Raw genomic sequence first — 15,503 nt, 5'->3', positions numbered from 1 at the left:
TAATTACTTATTACAGTACTCCTTCTTTTTATATGCAATACTAACAATAACAAAGACGATACTACCAAAGTATATACTGTATTCTGTCGCAAATACTACAGTCACTTCTATATGCTTTTCAAATAGGGAACCCAGCACAAAATAAACAAGCGTCCAAACAAATCCTGTCATATAGGAATGCGCAGCGTATCTTTTAAAGGATCTGTTATTCATGTCGACTATATACGGTACAATATGTCTTACGACAGGAATAAAGTAGCGTGTTACTAATGCATAATGCCCATATTTTCTAACCATTTCTTGTGATTTAAAAAGATACTTCGCCTTTTTCTTTTTCATCAATTTATGAAGCACTTTTATACCGAACAACTTTCCTAGTATACATCCTAGAGAAAGCCCTGATATAACACCTAGATATGTTAACAAAAAGCAGGAATTACACTTAGTATACCCACTGATGATACAAACCCACCGCTCATAACAATCATTTCATCTGGAATTGGCATTCCTACAATCCCAAGCCATAGACAAAAGAAAATCGTCATATAACCATATTGGTTAATATACGATAATAATTCATGTAACTCCATTATGCGTATATCCTCCTTGCATCTTTTTGGCAGCTAAGCACAAAATTTAGCCACAACTTTTTCAGTGTGACTTCTGGAAAGAAGTATTGGATAAACTCTTTTTTCAAAAGTGAGTATTGAAATGTAATAAATTTACCATTCTCATGCATAAGCTCCATAACATTACTTAAAGTTTGTGCCGAAACTTCTTTTGGTAAAGAAGTAAAAAGTAGACCTGATAACATATAATGAATGCATGTTATATTTAACTCTTTCATATACTTTTTTATATCTTCAGCTAAATCATGAATAACAATTACATTCAAATCATCTTTAAACTTTCTCTCTAATTTTTCAAAAAATAATTCATTAATTTCAATAAGGATGAGTACTGTTTCTTTTTTTCTTTCTCTTCATAATCTCTTTCGTAAAAATTCCTGTTCCCGGACCCAATTCTACTATACATTTGGTTGCATCAAAATCAATCGTATTTACCATTTGTCGGGCTAGCATATTGGAACTTGATGCAATTGCACCAATATTTTTCGGTTTTTTTATAAATTCACTTAAAAAAGTAATAAATTGTATTAACTATCCCCTCATTTATTCTTTATTTTGTTAGGTTGGCTTAAGTATGAATTAAATTTCTTAATAAATATTGAGGGGATTTCTTAACGTTTTCTTAATAAATATAGAAAAAATTTGATGACGTATAATACTATTGAAATTCTCGTACTAATTTAAATGTTTTTTATATGAAAACAAGAACCTTAGACGATATAAAAGACAGATTGTTGAAATGAATCTCATATAAAAAAATTAATGTTAAATGCGAGGAGGAATAACTATGTTTATAAAAGTTGAAAATAATGTACATATTTTTGTACAAGATATTAACCCTCATGCTAATAGTAAACCTATTTTTTTCGTTCACGGTTGGCCTTTAAATCATAAAATGTTTGAATATCAGTTCAATATACTTCCACAATACGGATTCCGTTGTATCAGTATGGATATTCGAGGCAATGGACAGTCTGATAAGCCATGGGGAGGTTATTCCTATAACCGATTAGCGGATGATATTTTTATCGTATTAGAAGCTCTTCAAATTGAAAATGCTACTTTACTTGGTTTTTCAGTAGGAGGTGCCATCTGTATCCGTTATATGACTCGATACCAAAGTAAACATATTTCAAAGCTGGCATTAGTAGATGCCGTTTCTCCTTCGTTTGTTAAAAATACTAATTCTCCATATGGAGTTCCTAAAGAACAAGCAGACGCCCTTATTAAACAAATGCATGTAAACCGTCCCAAGTTCCTGCATGATATATCTCTCATGTTTTTCAACCGAAACTTAGGACCAGAAATGCTAGATTGGTTTGTAAACCTTGGACTCGAATCCGCTTCGTATGCCCTCATTAAAATACTTCAAGCAGCAATAAATGAGAACGTAATAAATGATTTAAATCAAATTAATGTTCCAACAGGTATCTTCCATGGTGTTCATGATCAGCTTATTCCATTCCAAAGTGGGGAGCTTACTCAAAAACAAATTAGAGGCTCACAATTATTCCCTCTCAATAATAGTGGTCATGGATCATTAATTGAGCAAGCAAATGATTTTAATCAAGCACTTATACATTTCATTCATGCATAATAACGTGACAAAACTGTAATATTGATGTCATGATTTTAGATGTTTTCTCCCAAAAATATTCATTATGATACTCATAGTACGAAAACATAAAAACAAGAAGGAAGTTGATTAATTGTATGAAACGATATATTTTATTTTTTAGTCTTTTTGCTCTATGTACTATGATGTATATTAAAAGTTATGATCTTAAACATTTTTTCATCCATTTAACAAGTGATAAATACTATGTTCAAATCACAGATAATGGAAAAGAGAATGTTGAAACCTTTGAAAATAATGAAAAACCATTTAAATCTTATCAATACAAACTAAAAGGATTTGATAAAAATGGAGAAATAAAAACAATAGATTTTACAGCTTACAGAACCCTTCGTAACAAAGCCTTTTTATGTGTATATCATGACGGTAAAAACGTGGTAGATTGGGACGAAATAAAGAAAGAAGAATTACCAGAAAAAGCGAAAGTAAAATTAAACATATAGCCTTAAAAGAGTTGATTTACTTTTAATAAAAAACATCAAAAGAAAGAGCTGTTAAAGCATATAATAAGAAACCCTATTCTTTTAAAACAAGTCAAAAGAATAGGGTTTTTTATTTCAATTCACATGAAATTCTCCTAATTCATTTACATAAATATTTTTCTTTGTGAATATATATTTTTTAAACAGAAATCTACTGTACATTAGAAACATAAATTAGCTGGAATTTACATATTATTGAGGAATTTTAGTTTATTATTCGTGGAAAAAGGAAACATAAATGTATCTTGGTGTCATTATAATAACCTTCCCCCCAAGATACATCTTGAGTCTTTAAAATATTAATTAAGGAGCTGTTATGTAGTTACAACATTCTTTCTAAGTTTTTAAGAATCTCTGAAGAATTTTATTATGTATTTGTTGAAGAAGACTCTTTATAATTTAGAATGTCTCATTACAATTTTTAATCCTATTTCTGAAAAACAGATATATAAGGAGCAAGATAAATGAAGAAATTACTACTTCTAATCATAGGGTTGGGGTTCATAGTATATGTATTACCTTATATTTTACGAGGAGATCTTGACAGATTTAATCCATTCTTTAAACAAAAGTATGTATATGCTATGGCAAAAGGGCATGGAATACCTGACCCCAATTATAAAGGAAGATATATTTATAAATTAAAAGGCTTTGACGAATCGGGAAAAGAAAATAAATATACAGTAGGCGTTAATAATCCTAATGATTTTATAAAAAAAACATACTTAAAAATTTCTGTTCAAGGAAGATATGTCTTATCTTATGAAAAAATATTAGAAAAAGAAATTCCAGAAAAGGTTAGAAAGAACTTTAATGTATAATTCATAAAGAATATTTTTTAACTCGTATAAAAAAATCATATATCTTAAAAGCGTTATTCTTTAAAACAAATTGAAAGAATAGCTCTTTTTTTATTGCAATTTAGATGAAATTTACCACGCAGTTGAACTAATTGGCTTTCTTTAGAGGTTATATAAAATTTAGAATTAAACAATCTGTTACTTTGGAAGCATAATGTTGCCATAAATAAAAAGAACCATAATTTTGCCAAAGTGGCAAGGTTATGGTTCAAATCACACAATGTAAGTTAAAGAATATATTGTCCTCTAAATTAATCATAATTTGTCCAAATCATTCCTATTTTCATTTTATATAATTATGTAAAGAAAAAAAATCTATCACATAAATTGTCCTAAACACGTAAAATTAACCATATAATGTCCCTAATCCATTATATTCCACTCTCTTTGTATCACTTGTTTCCAGAAAACCCTTATTCCATACCTCATCATAGAAAACATAATGTCCACATCAATTTAATTAATACAAAATTTGGTCAGTATTTCCATTTAGATTAACCAAGCATTGAACATAGAATAATAGAAATGTACTTTCAAATTGTAAAAAAAATCAGGTACTATGATTATTAATCCGTCTTCTGTTAAAGATACAATAGATACATGCGAACAACTTATAGAGTATATAAAACTTATTATGATTGGAGACCTGTTAGAATTATATCCAGAAAGAGAAATTTATCACCTAACTATTAATCAAATAATAAAACCTAATACAATAGATGCTATTTTTACAATCGGAGTATGTAAAAAGGAATGTTAGACAAGAAAAAATTAAAAATTATTCCTTGAAGAATGGCATTAGCAGGAGTAACAAAAATATTAATATGATATTTCAATGTTATAGATCATCTCCACTCATTGAAATACAAGGAATGAGAACTATATTCTACACCTGTTTTTAGAAAAATACTCCTTACTGTCCAGATATATAATAAGGAGTATTTTCATTTTATTTTTCCGAGAAGCACTCTTTCCTCTTTATTAGTTTAACTTAACTACCTAAAGTGGATAAAATCGAAGTTACCTGCTGAAGAATACCCGTGGCTACTATACTACCTGTCGTACCTTCCGCAATATTTCGTACGGATTTCAGTGCTTCTTTAATAATAACTTTTTTAGGATTAGGAGATTTTAATTGTGACTGAAGAACCTCAATTTCGGAAGCTAGTTCCTGCTTTAGTGTCGGTTCTTGTAACTCTTTTTGAAACTGATCTAGGTTACTGATTAAAGAATCAAGACTTTCTATTTTAAATTCCTCTACTTTCAGCGATTGATTAGAATGTTCCGTATTTTGTTGAAGCTGAGAATTTATCATTGTTCCAATATGATTTATAATAGGCGCTGTACTTTTTACTGCCATTTCCTTTTCTTTTTCACTAAATGTCATACCCTCACCTAACACCCCTTCTTCTTCTAATTTTAAAGTCCATTGAAGTATGATATTTCGAACTTGGTCCAAAATATTATTGAATTGAGATACCGGTATATGCAAAGATGTTTCAAATTCGTGTTTAGTCATTTTCATAAACATCATTTGAACATTTGACGGAAACTTATACATAAGTGTTCCCCCATTTTCCTCCCCTTGTTTTACCAACAATTCAACTTCAGTAAGGGGTGAAAATAAATTCCGCTTTCTTATCATACTCTCAATTTCAGTATGGAAATAGGACGGAATATAACCATGATAAGGATTAAATGCCTTTATCTCGCCATGCAATACCCTATAATCTGGAAGGTCTTCAGCTGCCTTATAACCATTCAACTCCAGCTCTGCCCATTCAGTAAGCTCTTTTACCTTTAACTTTATTGATAAAGCATATGCTTTTCTAAGCAAAACAGATACCGATGTTCGCTGTTGATATGCTTCATGCTGTAACTCTAAAACAAGTGACTCCATACTTCTCCACATCCCATTTTTTTATCTGTTTATTACACTTTTATTATAATACTGATTTAACTTTATATGGTAGATAAGAAGACTCCATTTTGAAAAAAGATTAATCAAAATGGAGTCTTTGGCTATAAATCAGCATTTAATTTTATAAAAAGGTTGTTCAAAAAACTATACAATATGACAAGTAGCCCCATAAGCTAACTCATAGCTAACAATAACATAGATAAAAATATTTCTCTCTTTTATAAAGTAAATCAAAAAATTTATAAATAACAATGATACAAACCTTATCTCTCAAAAAACAAAGCATAAACTGTCCATATCGGACAATTTATGCTTTAACTTACACACAAAAATGTGACTTAACCCATAAACTTGCATACCAATAACCCATAACTTTGCATAAAATTATCGGTTTTAAAGCCTAATATTGCAAAATTATCATTGAAAATAACCCATAAACTTGCAGAAAGTTTATTTTAGAAACATAACATTGCAGGAATTTTTTACACTGGATATCTTATCTCCCTACCATACCAATCTATTTTATCCTTTGTAAATAATTCTCCTAAGCCCACGCCGGTACAATAACTAAATCTTAATAATTCATCCAAATAAATTTTGGTTCTCCAGCTCTCAGTGGTACATAATAATAATAATTCCCTACCCATATATTCATAAAATACATCTGCATTACAGTTAAATTGTTGTTTAAAGCATTCACCAATCACATCAAAAACTTTGTTTATGCTAGGAGTAGCGATATTAGGAGCGGCTATCAATAAACCTCTTATATTTTGATTAATCCAAGATTTCCATTCCTTTTCCTTTTCTATCATTTGAAATTTGGCATGTGTAGCATCAGATGTCCCTAACCACCTATTACATTTTTGACAATGTACATTGCTGTATCGATTAAAAGTTTTTTGTATACTTTGACAATCTATATATGGACATTTTGTAAGGAGCGTTCTATTATGTTTTGGGCAAAAATTTACTTGTTCAAAAAACCATATTAACGGATCGTATACTTCCCCATGTGCATTAAACATTTCATTATAACAATCTGGACACCAGGCTCTTGTTTCCTTGAATATCCCCTTACTATGTAGAATATACTCAAAGGTTAACATAGTAAGGGGTTTAAGATTCTTATTGCAAGTCATATATTCTAGCCCTTGGACAAACCATTTTATAAAAAAAAATATACCATTCAAACTTGTATTACATCTGTGAGAATATGTTCGTTTTCTCCCTCCATCTTTTCTTACTTGACTACTAATTACATCTTCTATTATAAATTGTGGTTTCACATTATGTTTATAAGCTAACCTTCCCACATAACTAGTTAGGCTCTCCACAAAACCAGTACCCAATCCATAAGGCTTTAAATTTTGATATATACTTCTTCTTGGATAATCCGCATAGATTTTTCTTTCTATGCTCACTAAATCAAATATTTCTACCATCTATTTTCCCTACTAAGTCCCGTTTAGGCTTCCTCTGCCCGACCTTTTTTACGGTATTATTCTTCTTTGGCAGCATTTCTTCTTGGACATTGAAGCCCAACATATAATGAATCTTCTTTCTTTTTTCTCCATCTTCCATAAGTAAAGATTCCCCTAGCAATACCTCAGACACAATTTTATCAATCTTACTTATAGAAAGTGCATATTTCTCCAAATCAGCAATTTCAATACACTCTCTTCCATCACTTAATACTCCGTATAAACAGCGCTCTAGCCAATTTTTTAAAATACCAACACATCCAACAGTTCTTTCGTATATAAATTCCCAATGTTCTAGCAAATCTATTTGATTTGCTAACGGTAACTTTCTCTGCAAACTATAAATAATCCTTTGAAAATGAATTATATCTTCTTGTTCTAAAGTGTATCGTGGAAAATTAACATCAACTGTACGCCTACTTAACTGCCCACTAAGATTAGTGAAATTTATTAAATCATAAGTTCCTATTAAAACATGTGTTATCCCTGTTATATTCGCTATAGATTTTATTGAATCTAGCTGATCCTGAACTCTTTTACCACTAGTCATTTTGGCAAAATGTTGCGCTTCGTCTATTATAAAAGCTAGTGGTTTACGATATTTAAATGCTTTTTCCAAAGACTCCCTGTACTGCGGAGCAGTCCTAGGGTTCGTATGGCTAAAATACTTTTTCTTCTCTTCACCATTTATCACTTTTTCAAAACTAATTTTATGTTCAATCAGAGGTTCCTTTAGCGCTTGTAATGCCCTTTTATAATAATCCTTCCAATTAAAATTCCCTAAATCAGGTGAAACTAACTCAATCCCGGTGACTGGTATCATCCCTGGATCTGACTTTAACTCCGGCATTAATTTTTCAACAATCTTTACTTCTACTAACCTTTTCAACGTTGTTTTCCCTACACCACTTGGACCAAAAACCATAATAATTGATGCTCCAGCTGGCTTAAATATATTCTCCAACAATGTATCCATTGTATCTTGCATAGTCTTGTGATTAACAGTGAGATTTCCAAAATAAGCAACTCTTTCGTTTATAGATTTGCTTAAAAGCTCAGCTGGAAAAAGATATTGTTCACCCATCATTCACACTCCTCAAAGAAATCTAACATTTCGAGTTCAGTATAGTCTTGCAATAAATTTCTTTTGACTGACTGTTCGAGATTCTCTACCTTCACAGAAGTGCTATTACTTTCAATCACCTTAGTAACTCTCTGTTCCTTATCCTTCATTTGCTGGATTAACAATTTTTCATTATCTTCCATCGTTTCAATATGCCCAGCAATCAATTTTGCGTTTATATTTAGAGTTTTAGAATGGTTTTTATTCTGTTTTCTTATTTCAGAAGCTATAATCTTTAATTCCTTTTCAGTTCGTCCCTTTAACATCGAATAATATTGTGAGATACACGTTACCCATTTACCATTAACGAACGCATAAGCAGTTCCCAAATCGTATGGATCAAAGCGAACAGGAACTATTGTATTCTCTACACCTGGATCTTTAAATACTTCATTCCAATAATAGATATAATTAATTTTCACACCGTTTCCTACTTGAACTTTGGCCCTTCCCTTATCTGTAGTAGGTAATGTAATGACTTTAAATAATTCATCATAACGTATTAAACGATACGGACGCTTTCCACCTAAAGAAATTCCAAGTTCAAATGCTTCTTTTGGTGATTGACCGAGCGCTGGATGATCTAACTCATGATAGACATCCTCTATCCAACTATTAAAAACCGTATTTAAATCTCCCAAATTCCAAACTGCATTATTCTTTGGAAGAAATTCTTTTGTTACCTGTCTAACATTTTTCATTATTTTTGTATGCCCTTTAAGATTATGTATGAATGTTGTATTCACTGTGCCAAACATTCTTTCTACTACATTTCCAAATCTCGGCTTCGCTCCTGGCCTTACTTTCTTTGTGCATTCATAAGTAGCTAATAGGGTGTCAAAATAAGTACTGTGAAACTCCTTCAGATATAGTGACGCGTTTTCCTTAAATGTAAAATAGTGTCAAAATAAGTACTGTGAAACTCCTTCCCTCCATCAACTACCATAATTTGTGGTAAACGAGAATATTTACTTACACATTCTCTTAGAACCATCATTGTAGAACGATAACTAGGAGGATCAAAAGTTATATAATGCGCTAAAATTTTCCGAGAGTATGCATCAACTAGAAGTGTAATATATGGCCTAAAAGTATACTTTTGAGATGTAGATAAAACCAATTCAATATCTAATTCAGTATGATCCACATGACATACTTCAAAAGGGCGATCTCCATGTCGCGGTGTAGTCTGATCAAGTGCCCAGTAAAACTTTTCATACTTATATGCTGAACGTCTTCCCTCTCTCTTTCTGACCTGCCTTTCTTTAGAGCTATTTTTAACATATTGACAGAATGTTTTATAGCTAGGTGCAATAATATTTTTCTCTTCACATATATTTAATAAATGTCCATGAACCACTTTTTTAGATTTTTGCTTCATATTTTCATAATGCTTATCTATAAATTCAGTCATTAACTCCAGCGTTTCAACTGGTAATTTATTTACTCGGTTCCCTCTTTTATTCGCTTTTGGAATTAATCCGGTATATCCATTTCCGTATAACTCTTCAGCTTCTCTATAAAGTCTTCTCCATTCCATTAAGGTACGCCATGGTACTATATCTTCACTAATTTTTTCTCCATATAAACTTCTTTTTACAATTTCAAATCGTTGATTAGCAATTGCTAGGTCTTCTTCTGATGCTTCCAGTAATAACTCTTTCTCTTCTTGCATATGCTTAGGCAATTGTAATTCACTAATCCCTTTTATCTTACCTTGATTGAAAAGAGAAACTATCCCCTCTTTTGGCAACTCAATAAATTGTTTTTGACTATTAATTAAAGTTAAATTTTCCAAACCTATATTTACAATTTTCCATGCTTGTCCTTCCCATGATATCTCTTGGCCAATTGTTATCTCTAAATCAAGAAAAGCATGTACTGATTTTCTTTTATCATTCAGAAGGATTTCAAAAGCCATTGATTGTTCTTTAGTCAAAAATACTGGTACTCGGTCATATTCAGCTATAGAATATTTGTTAATGTCTATATAAATCCTACTTTGAATTAACAACGTATATAAATCATCAGCTTGAAAGCCCCGCCCTTTGCTAATTAAATCTAATAAAAAAATTCCAGGTTGCTTAGAAATTAACTTCTCAACCTCTTCTATCTTTTGAATTGAAACCTCTCTATCAGTATCAAACATATAATCTTCAAGAAATGAAATGTTCCTTTCCAAAGTTCTATTTATTTCAGAAGAAGATCTAACGTGAAATTCTAAACCAAATTGGGCTGCATATTCTTCACCAGGAGGACATCCCCAATACCACTCTTGTCCTTTTTATAACGATTAGGGTTTTTAGCCGATAAAGCGATTAGTTCCGACTCTGTTTTCCATTCTTCCCATGCAGCCGAATCTTTTCTGATAACAAAAAAATCTGGTGTATATATCACCCCTATATTTTTCTTTTTGCTACCAGAATAATTGATTTTTATAGAATTAGGTTGATCATAATATTCCAACACATTTGAATCATGTTCCATCATATAAATCCCCGGAAACTCTACAGTATGACTCTCAAATTGAATACTGACTCCCATCTTTTTACTAGGATAAATTCCAGGAACATTCCTTCCTCCACTACTCACTGACCTTACCGGCTCTGACGATCTAATCTTTTCTATCATCGCCTTTGCTTTTTCCGATACATTATTTTTCTTACACCAAATAATGAATTCTTGTTCGCTTAACAACCACTTCACCCCTTAATTATGAATAATCTCCTTCCATACTTGTTGAATATATTTTTCACGTAATACAGCTGGTTTCCCTAAACGTTTTTCAACACTTCTTCTACTTGGATAAATGTCATTTCTCATTAATTCTTCTACAGCAACTTGTACACGAGAAGCAACCGTTTCTTTGCGCTTCAAACTTTTTTTCTCACGATACTTCTTGTAATTTTCTACAATTTCTTTACATTGTTCTGGGCAATGTCGATATAATATTTTCCTGTCATACCCTATTCTTTTAGAAATTTCACTTAAAGACAATGTTTCATCTGAATGAGTATAACCTTCCAGTTTTTTATTGAGTAATGCAGAACTAATTTCTCTCCTTCTATTGGTTTTATTACTTGAGTAAATTACAATTCGCTCTTTTGTTTTTTCTACTGAATAATTAAGTGTTTTGATATTACCGGTTAGGAGATGCCCTATCGATAATTCCAATTGCAAACAGATTTTCAATAATCCCTCTAGGCTTGGTAAACGTCCTCCTTTAAGCCAATCCCACATCGTCACTTTAGGAATACTCATTAGACGAGCAAATTCTGCAATATTCCCACATGTGACCTCTCCAATTAATTTTTGTAAGGATTGAGAAATAATTTTTAAGTTAGTGGTATCTATAGTTAATAACTCTTGTATATTTTTACTGATGAAAATATCTTGATTTGTAATACCGGAAGTATGTTGAGGCTCACCTAGCCATCTTTTACACAATGGACAGTAACCATTTATGCAACTTCTATGTAAAATAGGGAGTTGTTTATTACAATGAGGACAAATATTTGACAGGTATATATTATGAATCAAACAGACTTGCGTTGAAGATAGGTGCCAACTTAAGGGATAATAAATTCGACTACCTTCAGCTCTCCAATCGAAGATACAATTAGGACACCAAGATAGATATTCCCTCAACAAACCCCTCAAAGATACAATATTTTTCCATTTTATTAAAGTCAAATCTATTAGACTATTATGTAAAGTTAAAGACTCTAATACCAGTGAGCAGTCTAATGCATTTTTGCAATAACCATTTATACTTTTGGCACCGTCATAAAATCGATTACCACCTCTTTGTGCACTTTTAATTAAATATTTTTTATCCATGTTAGTTGCCAATATTTTATTAACTAATGTTCCAGTTAAAATATTATGTTCATAGGCCAATCGACTCATATAACTTGTTAAACTTTCTACATAAGAAGTTTTCAATGCAATTGGCTGAAGACAATACAGTTCACTAAATTTTTCATTCCGAAAATTTCTTATATAAATGTACTGAAAATCCCCCATATAATCCCCCCTAAATTAATCTATTCTATTACATACAAGTATGGCTATTTTCACTTATTCATAGACATTTTTAATACAAAAAAAATTCATTTGAAACAAAGATTTGTTCAAATGAATTCTTTCTACTCTATATTGAAATTTACTTTTATAACATCCTGACTTATTATCTAAATTGGGGTAATTAATTGTGATGAACACTAATTCTGTACTAAATTATTTGTGCAATTATATGATGAACAGAGCTTCCTAATTCAGTCTTTAATGCCTTATTATCTGTGGCATATCCCTCTTCAATATGATTAAGGAATTCAGGGAATTTTTCCACAAAGAAATTCGCATTAAATTTAGCCTTTTTATAATTTTCACCAAAACTCTTTAAAGCTTTATTCAACTCATCTTCTACAAATTTTTTATTCCTTGAAACTCTAGGGTTTTCTAAAAGCTTTGACTTATCGTATTGTTTTGCATCATTAATATGTAAAAGTAAATAAAACTCAAAATTCGGATTGGTTATACCTAACAGGAAGTTATTCTCTTCACATATTTTTAATACTTGATCATATTGGAAATCCTTAAAGCTTCTGTAATCCCTATCTAATATTAAGCATATTCTATCATAATCTTCTTCATAAGTATTTAATTCTGTTAATACTCGTATTTGTTCTATAACATTATTATTATAATCTGTAATAAAGGAGTCTTTCATATCACCTAGTATGTCATCAAGAGCATCAATCAAATCCACTTCACTTATCTTTTCTTCTTCATATTCATTACATAAATTAACAAGCTGATCCTTTATTTTATCGTCAAGCTTTGCATTTTTTGCCAAATAATTTTGAATTGAAGAAGTAATTTTATACTGATTAGAATGTGCACCTTGAATTCTTTCTAAAATTAATACATCAATAATAGAATCTTCTTTTACATTTTGTGCTATCTCTCTAATGTAGATATGCTCAGTTTTTTCTCCTTCTAAAACAAAGAAATATTTTCTTTTAGCTTCTCTCTTTTCGGGGATACTTCTTGATTGATTGGGTAATTTATTAGAAAGTCTAAATGTCACAACTAAATTCCACCTTTGCTATTCTCTCGATTCTAAATCATTAAAAACCTTAAATTGAGGAATACTTCCATATCTCCCTTCTAAATACGCTCTCAAAATATCCCTATCAAATCTTTCTTTGAAATTTTCTAGAGAATATAACTTCGAATCTCCACCTTCTTGTTTTTCTACAAACCAAACTTCATCTCTACGTAACATTTCTAAATCTAAAAGACGATCTTCATGAGTAGTAACAATTAATTGACCTTTATTCTTCTTTTGTAAATACGACTTAATAAAATTATATGTTAAATTCGGATGTAAACTACGATCAATCTCATCTACTACAAATACCTTCTGGTTATTACTAGCTAAAATATCATAAATCTCTACTAATCGAACAGTTCCATCAGACTCTTCACCTAACGAATAAAAGACATCTTCAGAAGAGTGCTTAAAATAAACTGTTTTAATACTTACATCTCCATTTTTCTCCTCTATTTCGTGTATATTATGAGGCGTTCTTAGCAATGCATGTGTAGCGTCTGCATCACCTTCTCTAATCTGTTCAAGGATTTTTTTGACTATCCTAGAAGGCATTTCATTATACAAATCTTTCTCATGTATGTCTTTAGTACATACTTCCTTTACACCTGTACCAAATGCATCTAAAAAATTAGACAACGCAATTCCCTTATCTTTTCTTAAATAAGTAATACCAGTTTCTGCCGGAGATTCGTCAGGAGAAATTACCTCTAAACTTGTCTCAAACCATAAATATAATAAATTAAAAATTGATAAGTTATTGCGATCCAAAAATGGTTTTTTATTCTTATTTATTTCAGTAATGAATAAGGAATCCATTAACTCCTTAGAATCTTCTAAATAAACATTTAATCTAGACTTTTCTACATCAGAAAAATTTAAATACTGATTATTTAATCTAAATTCATATTCATTTCCCTTTAATTCCTTAACAAATATCTCTTCTTCACCATTATTTTCAAGAGAATACAACCATTCTCTATATACTACTTTTTCAAATAGATTTATTGAAAAACCATAAGAATATACAATATCATTAAAAACTATCTCATATTCAAAATGTGTAAGTTCTTCTTTATTAGAAGGAAATATCTTACAATATTTATCTGAAGTTATTGTATTTTTAAATCCTTTAACTACTAAATTTTTTGAAAATCCAATTGCCTTAACTAAATTTGATTTCCCTGATGCATTTGCTCCGTAAATTGCGGCAAATTTTAATAATGAAACATCTTTAAATTTCATTACATGCTTTGGGTGTCTTCTTGTACCTCCAGACACCATTGAAAATTCGGCTAACTCATTATAAGATAAATAATTTCCGAATCTAAAATTAACTAACATAAAATCAACTCCCTAAGTGATATTTTCACTCTTACGATAATTATAAACGTTTAAAAGCAAAAATATACCCCTAAAAACAAAAATATATGTGATTTTTTCTCATTTGTCTCCGTGATGTTTATTCCTAGTTTCTAAAATAAAGATTTAAAACTCTTTATTTCAGAATGCATACACTTCTTCAAATACTTAAACTAATATTTGAGGTAATATTATTATAAGAAATATAATTCTATTTCGAATCTATATTAAAACAAAATATCCTTTATAAAGATAAGTTGTGTAAAAACCCTTTAGTTTTCGACAGTTATTCTAAAAAATAAAATCCATTTTAAATATTTAAAACTTCTAAGAAGCATATCCCTGCACAACAAAAAAGGAAGCATAAACCTGCATTTTATGCAAAGTTATGCTTCCTGTTATAAAAAATAAAAAAACCACCAAATATGTATTGGTGGAGACGGTGGGAGTCGAACCCACGTCCAAAGATATTGGCACTTAAGCTTCTACGAGCATAGTCGATATATTAGCATTTCGCAAACTTTTCGGCCTATCGACAGGCTTCCAAGTCGCTAGTCTGATTGTTCTCTTCCTTTGCCCTCAGACGGTGAGCTCCGGCGTAGTCCACTTAGAGTGAGTCCCTTACCCTACCACATGGACGATGGAGGGAGGAACCGCTAAGCTGTATTAAGCAGCTAAAGCGAAGTTGTTTTGTTGTTTGCCAGTTATAGGCTTTGACGTTTTAACGAGGCCGATCCCCTCGACTCGCAACTTAAGCTCAAACTACCCCTGTCGAATCCGTAACGTCCCCATATAAGAAATGGAGCATACGAAGTATATGCGTGATAGCTACAAATGAGCTGTTTTTCAATGTTCACTGGCCTTACATGAATTATTATATCATACGTTCG

Annotated in this window: 12 protein-coding genes, 1 other RNA gene and 2 pseudogenes; 3 read left to right on the top strand and 12 right to left on the bottom strand. The window is 30.9% G+C overall.

Features of this window, described 5'->3' with window-relative positions; all coding sequences use genetic code 11:
* Positions 1-3: 3 nt before the first annotated feature.
* Both MR058_RS10250 and MR058_RS10245 read right to left on the bottom strand, forming a co-directional pair.
* Positions 4-590 (bottom strand): annotated as a pseudogene (locus tag MR058_RS10250) (DedA family protein).
* Positions 590-1,157, bottom strand: a pseudogene (locus MR058_RS10245) (class I SAM-dependent methyltransferase). The pseudogenes MR058_RS10250 and MR058_RS10245 overlap by 1 nt, the downstream one beginning before the upstream one ends.
* A gap of 259 nt (positions 1,158-1,416) precedes the next feature.
* Between MR058_RS10245 and MR058_RS10240 the strand changes: the two are divergent.
* From MR058_RS10240 to MR058_RS10230, 3 genes are all read left to right on the top strand, one after another.
* Entirely contained in the window at positions 1,417-2,226 is an 810-nt protein-coding gene (locus MR058_RS10240) for an alpha/beta fold hydrolase (RefSeq protein WP_242143914.1), read from the top strand.
* 116 nt (positions 2,227-2,342) lie between these two features.
* Positions 2,343-2,708: a YxeA family protein gene (locus tag MR058_RS10235; protein ID WP_242143913.1), complete on the top strand. Its 366-nt coding sequence runs from the start codon at positions 2,343-2,345 to the stop codon at positions 2,706-2,708.
* Between the two features lie 503 nt (positions 2,709-3,211).
* Positions 3,212-3,568: a YxeA family protein gene (locus MR058_RS10230; protein WP_242143911.1), complete on the top strand. Its 357-nt coding sequence runs from the start codon at positions 3,212-3,214 to the stop codon at positions 3,566-3,568.
* A 1,030-nt stretch (positions 3,569-4,598) separates the two neighbouring features.
* Here MR058_RS10230 and MR058_RS10225 read toward each other — a convergent pair.
* From MR058_RS10225 to ssrA, 10 genes are all read right to left on the bottom strand, one after another.
* Entirely contained in the window at positions 4,599-5,507 is a 909-nt protein-coding gene (locus tag MR058_RS10225) for an AbiTii domain-containing protein (RefSeq protein ID WP_242143910.1), read from the bottom strand.
* A 503-nt stretch (positions 5,508-6,010) separates the two neighbouring features.
* Positions 6,011-6,973, bottom strand: a complete 963-nt coding sequence (locus MR058_RS10220) for a TniQ family protein (protein ID WP_242143909.1) — start codon at positions 6,971-6,973, stop codon at positions 6,011-6,013.
* On the bottom strand, positions 6,957-8,096 hold the full coding sequence (locus MR058_RS10215) for an ATP-binding protein (protein WP_242143908.1): 1,140 nt from the start codon (positions 8,094-8,096) through the stop codon (positions 6,957-6,959). Before MR058_RS10215 ends, MR058_RS10220 begins: the two co-directional genes overlap by 17 nt.
* The gene (locus MR058_RS10210) at positions 8,096-8,836 is read right to left on the bottom strand and encodes a Mu transposase C-terminal domain-containing protein (RefSeq protein ID WP_242143907.1); all 741 of its coding nucleotides are present in this window, start codon (positions 8,834-8,836) and stop codon (positions 8,096-8,098) included. The genes MR058_RS10215 and MR058_RS10210 overlap by 1 nt, the downstream gene beginning before the upstream one ends.
* 161 nt (positions 8,837-8,997) lie before the next feature.
* Complete coding sequence (locus tag MR058_RS10205) at positions 8,998-10,284, bottom strand: integrase catalytic domain-containing protein (protein WP_242143906.1); 1,287 nt, start codon at positions 10,282-10,284, stop codon at positions 8,998-9,000.
* Between the two features lie 71 nt (positions 10,285-10,355).
* Entirely contained in the window at positions 10,356-10,832 is a 477-nt protein-coding gene (locus MR058_RS10200) for a Tn7 transposase TnsA N-terminal domain-containing protein (RefSeq protein WP_242143905.1), read from the bottom strand.
* Between the two features lie 12 nt (positions 10,833-10,844).
* Positions 10,845-12,161 (bottom strand): TniQ family protein, encoded by a 1,317-nt coding sequence (locus MR058_RS10195; protein WP_242143904.1) that lies wholly within the window; start codon positions 12,159-12,161, stop codon positions 10,845-10,847.
* Between the two features lie 208 nt (positions 12,162-12,369).
* Positions 12,370-13,227, bottom strand: coding sequence for an RloB domain-containing protein (locus tag MR058_RS10190; RefSeq protein ID WP_242143902.1), 858 nt, complete (start codon positions 13,225-13,227; stop codon positions 12,370-12,372).
* An 18-nt stretch (positions 13,228-13,245) separates the two neighbouring features.
* A complete protein-coding gene (locus tag MR058_RS10185; RefSeq protein ID WP_242143901.1) occupies positions 13,246-14,595 on the bottom strand; it encodes an AAA family ATPase in 1,350 nt (449 codons plus the stop codon).
* A 449-nt stretch (positions 14,596-15,044) separates the two neighbouring features.
* Positions 15,045-15,403, bottom strand: a transfer-messenger RNA (tmRNA) gene (gene ssrA / locus MR058_RS10180).
* Between the last annotated feature and the right edge of the window lie 100 nt (positions 15,404-15,503).

The organism is Bacillus cereus group sp. BfR-BA-01430, assembly GCF_022663115.1.
GTDB classification, from domain to species: Bacteria; Bacillota; Bacilli; order Bacillales; family Bacillaceae_G; genus Bacillus_A; species Bacillus_A cereus_BD.
Note: the sequence above shows the minus strand (reverse complement) of the source record. Positions and strands in the feature narration are given on the sequence as shown.

What these genes read in the sequence shown, in the direction of transcription:
- MR058_RS10240 (WP_242143914.1), top strand. Translation starts at nt 1,417, where the DNA reads ATGTTTATAAAAGTTGAAAATAATGTACATATTTTTGTACAAGATATT.
- MR058_RS10235 (WP_242143913.1), top strand. Translation starts at nt 2,343, where the DNA reads ATGAAACGATATATTTTATTTTTTAGTCTTTTTGCTCTATGTACTATG.
- MR058_RS10230 (WP_242143911.1), top strand. Translation starts at nt 3,212, where the DNA reads ATGAAGAAATTACTACTTCTAATCATAGGGTTGGGGTTCATAGTATAT.
- MR058_RS10225 (WP_242143910.1), bottom strand. Translation starts at nt 5,507, where the DNA reads ATGGAGTCACTTGTTTTAGAGTTACAGCATGAAGCATATCAACAGCGA.
- MR058_RS10220 (WP_242143909.1), bottom strand. Translation starts at nt 6,973, where the DNA reads ATGGTAGAAATATTTGATTTAGTGAGCATAGAAAGAAAAATCTATGCG.
- MR058_RS10215 (WP_242143908.1), bottom strand. Translation starts at nt 8,096, where the DNA reads ATGGGTGAACAATATCTTTTTCCAGCTGAGCTTTTAAGCAAATCTATA.
- MR058_RS10210 (WP_242143907.1), bottom strand. Translation starts at nt 8,836, where the DNA reads ATGAAAAATGTTAGACAGGTAACAAAAGAATTTCTTCCAAAGAATAAT.
- MR058_RS10205 (WP_242143906.1), bottom strand. Translation starts at nt 10,284, where the DNA reads ATGTTTGATACTGATAGAGAGGTTTCAATTCAAAAGATAGAAGAGGTT.
- MR058_RS10195 (WP_242143904.1), bottom strand. Translation starts at nt 12,161, where the DNA reads ATGGGGGATTTTCAGTACATTTATATAAGAAATTTTCGGAATGAAAAA.
- MR058_RS10185 (WP_242143901.1), bottom strand. Translation starts at nt 14,595, where the DNA reads ATGTTAGTTAATTTTAGATTCGGAAATTATTTATCTTATAATGAGTTA.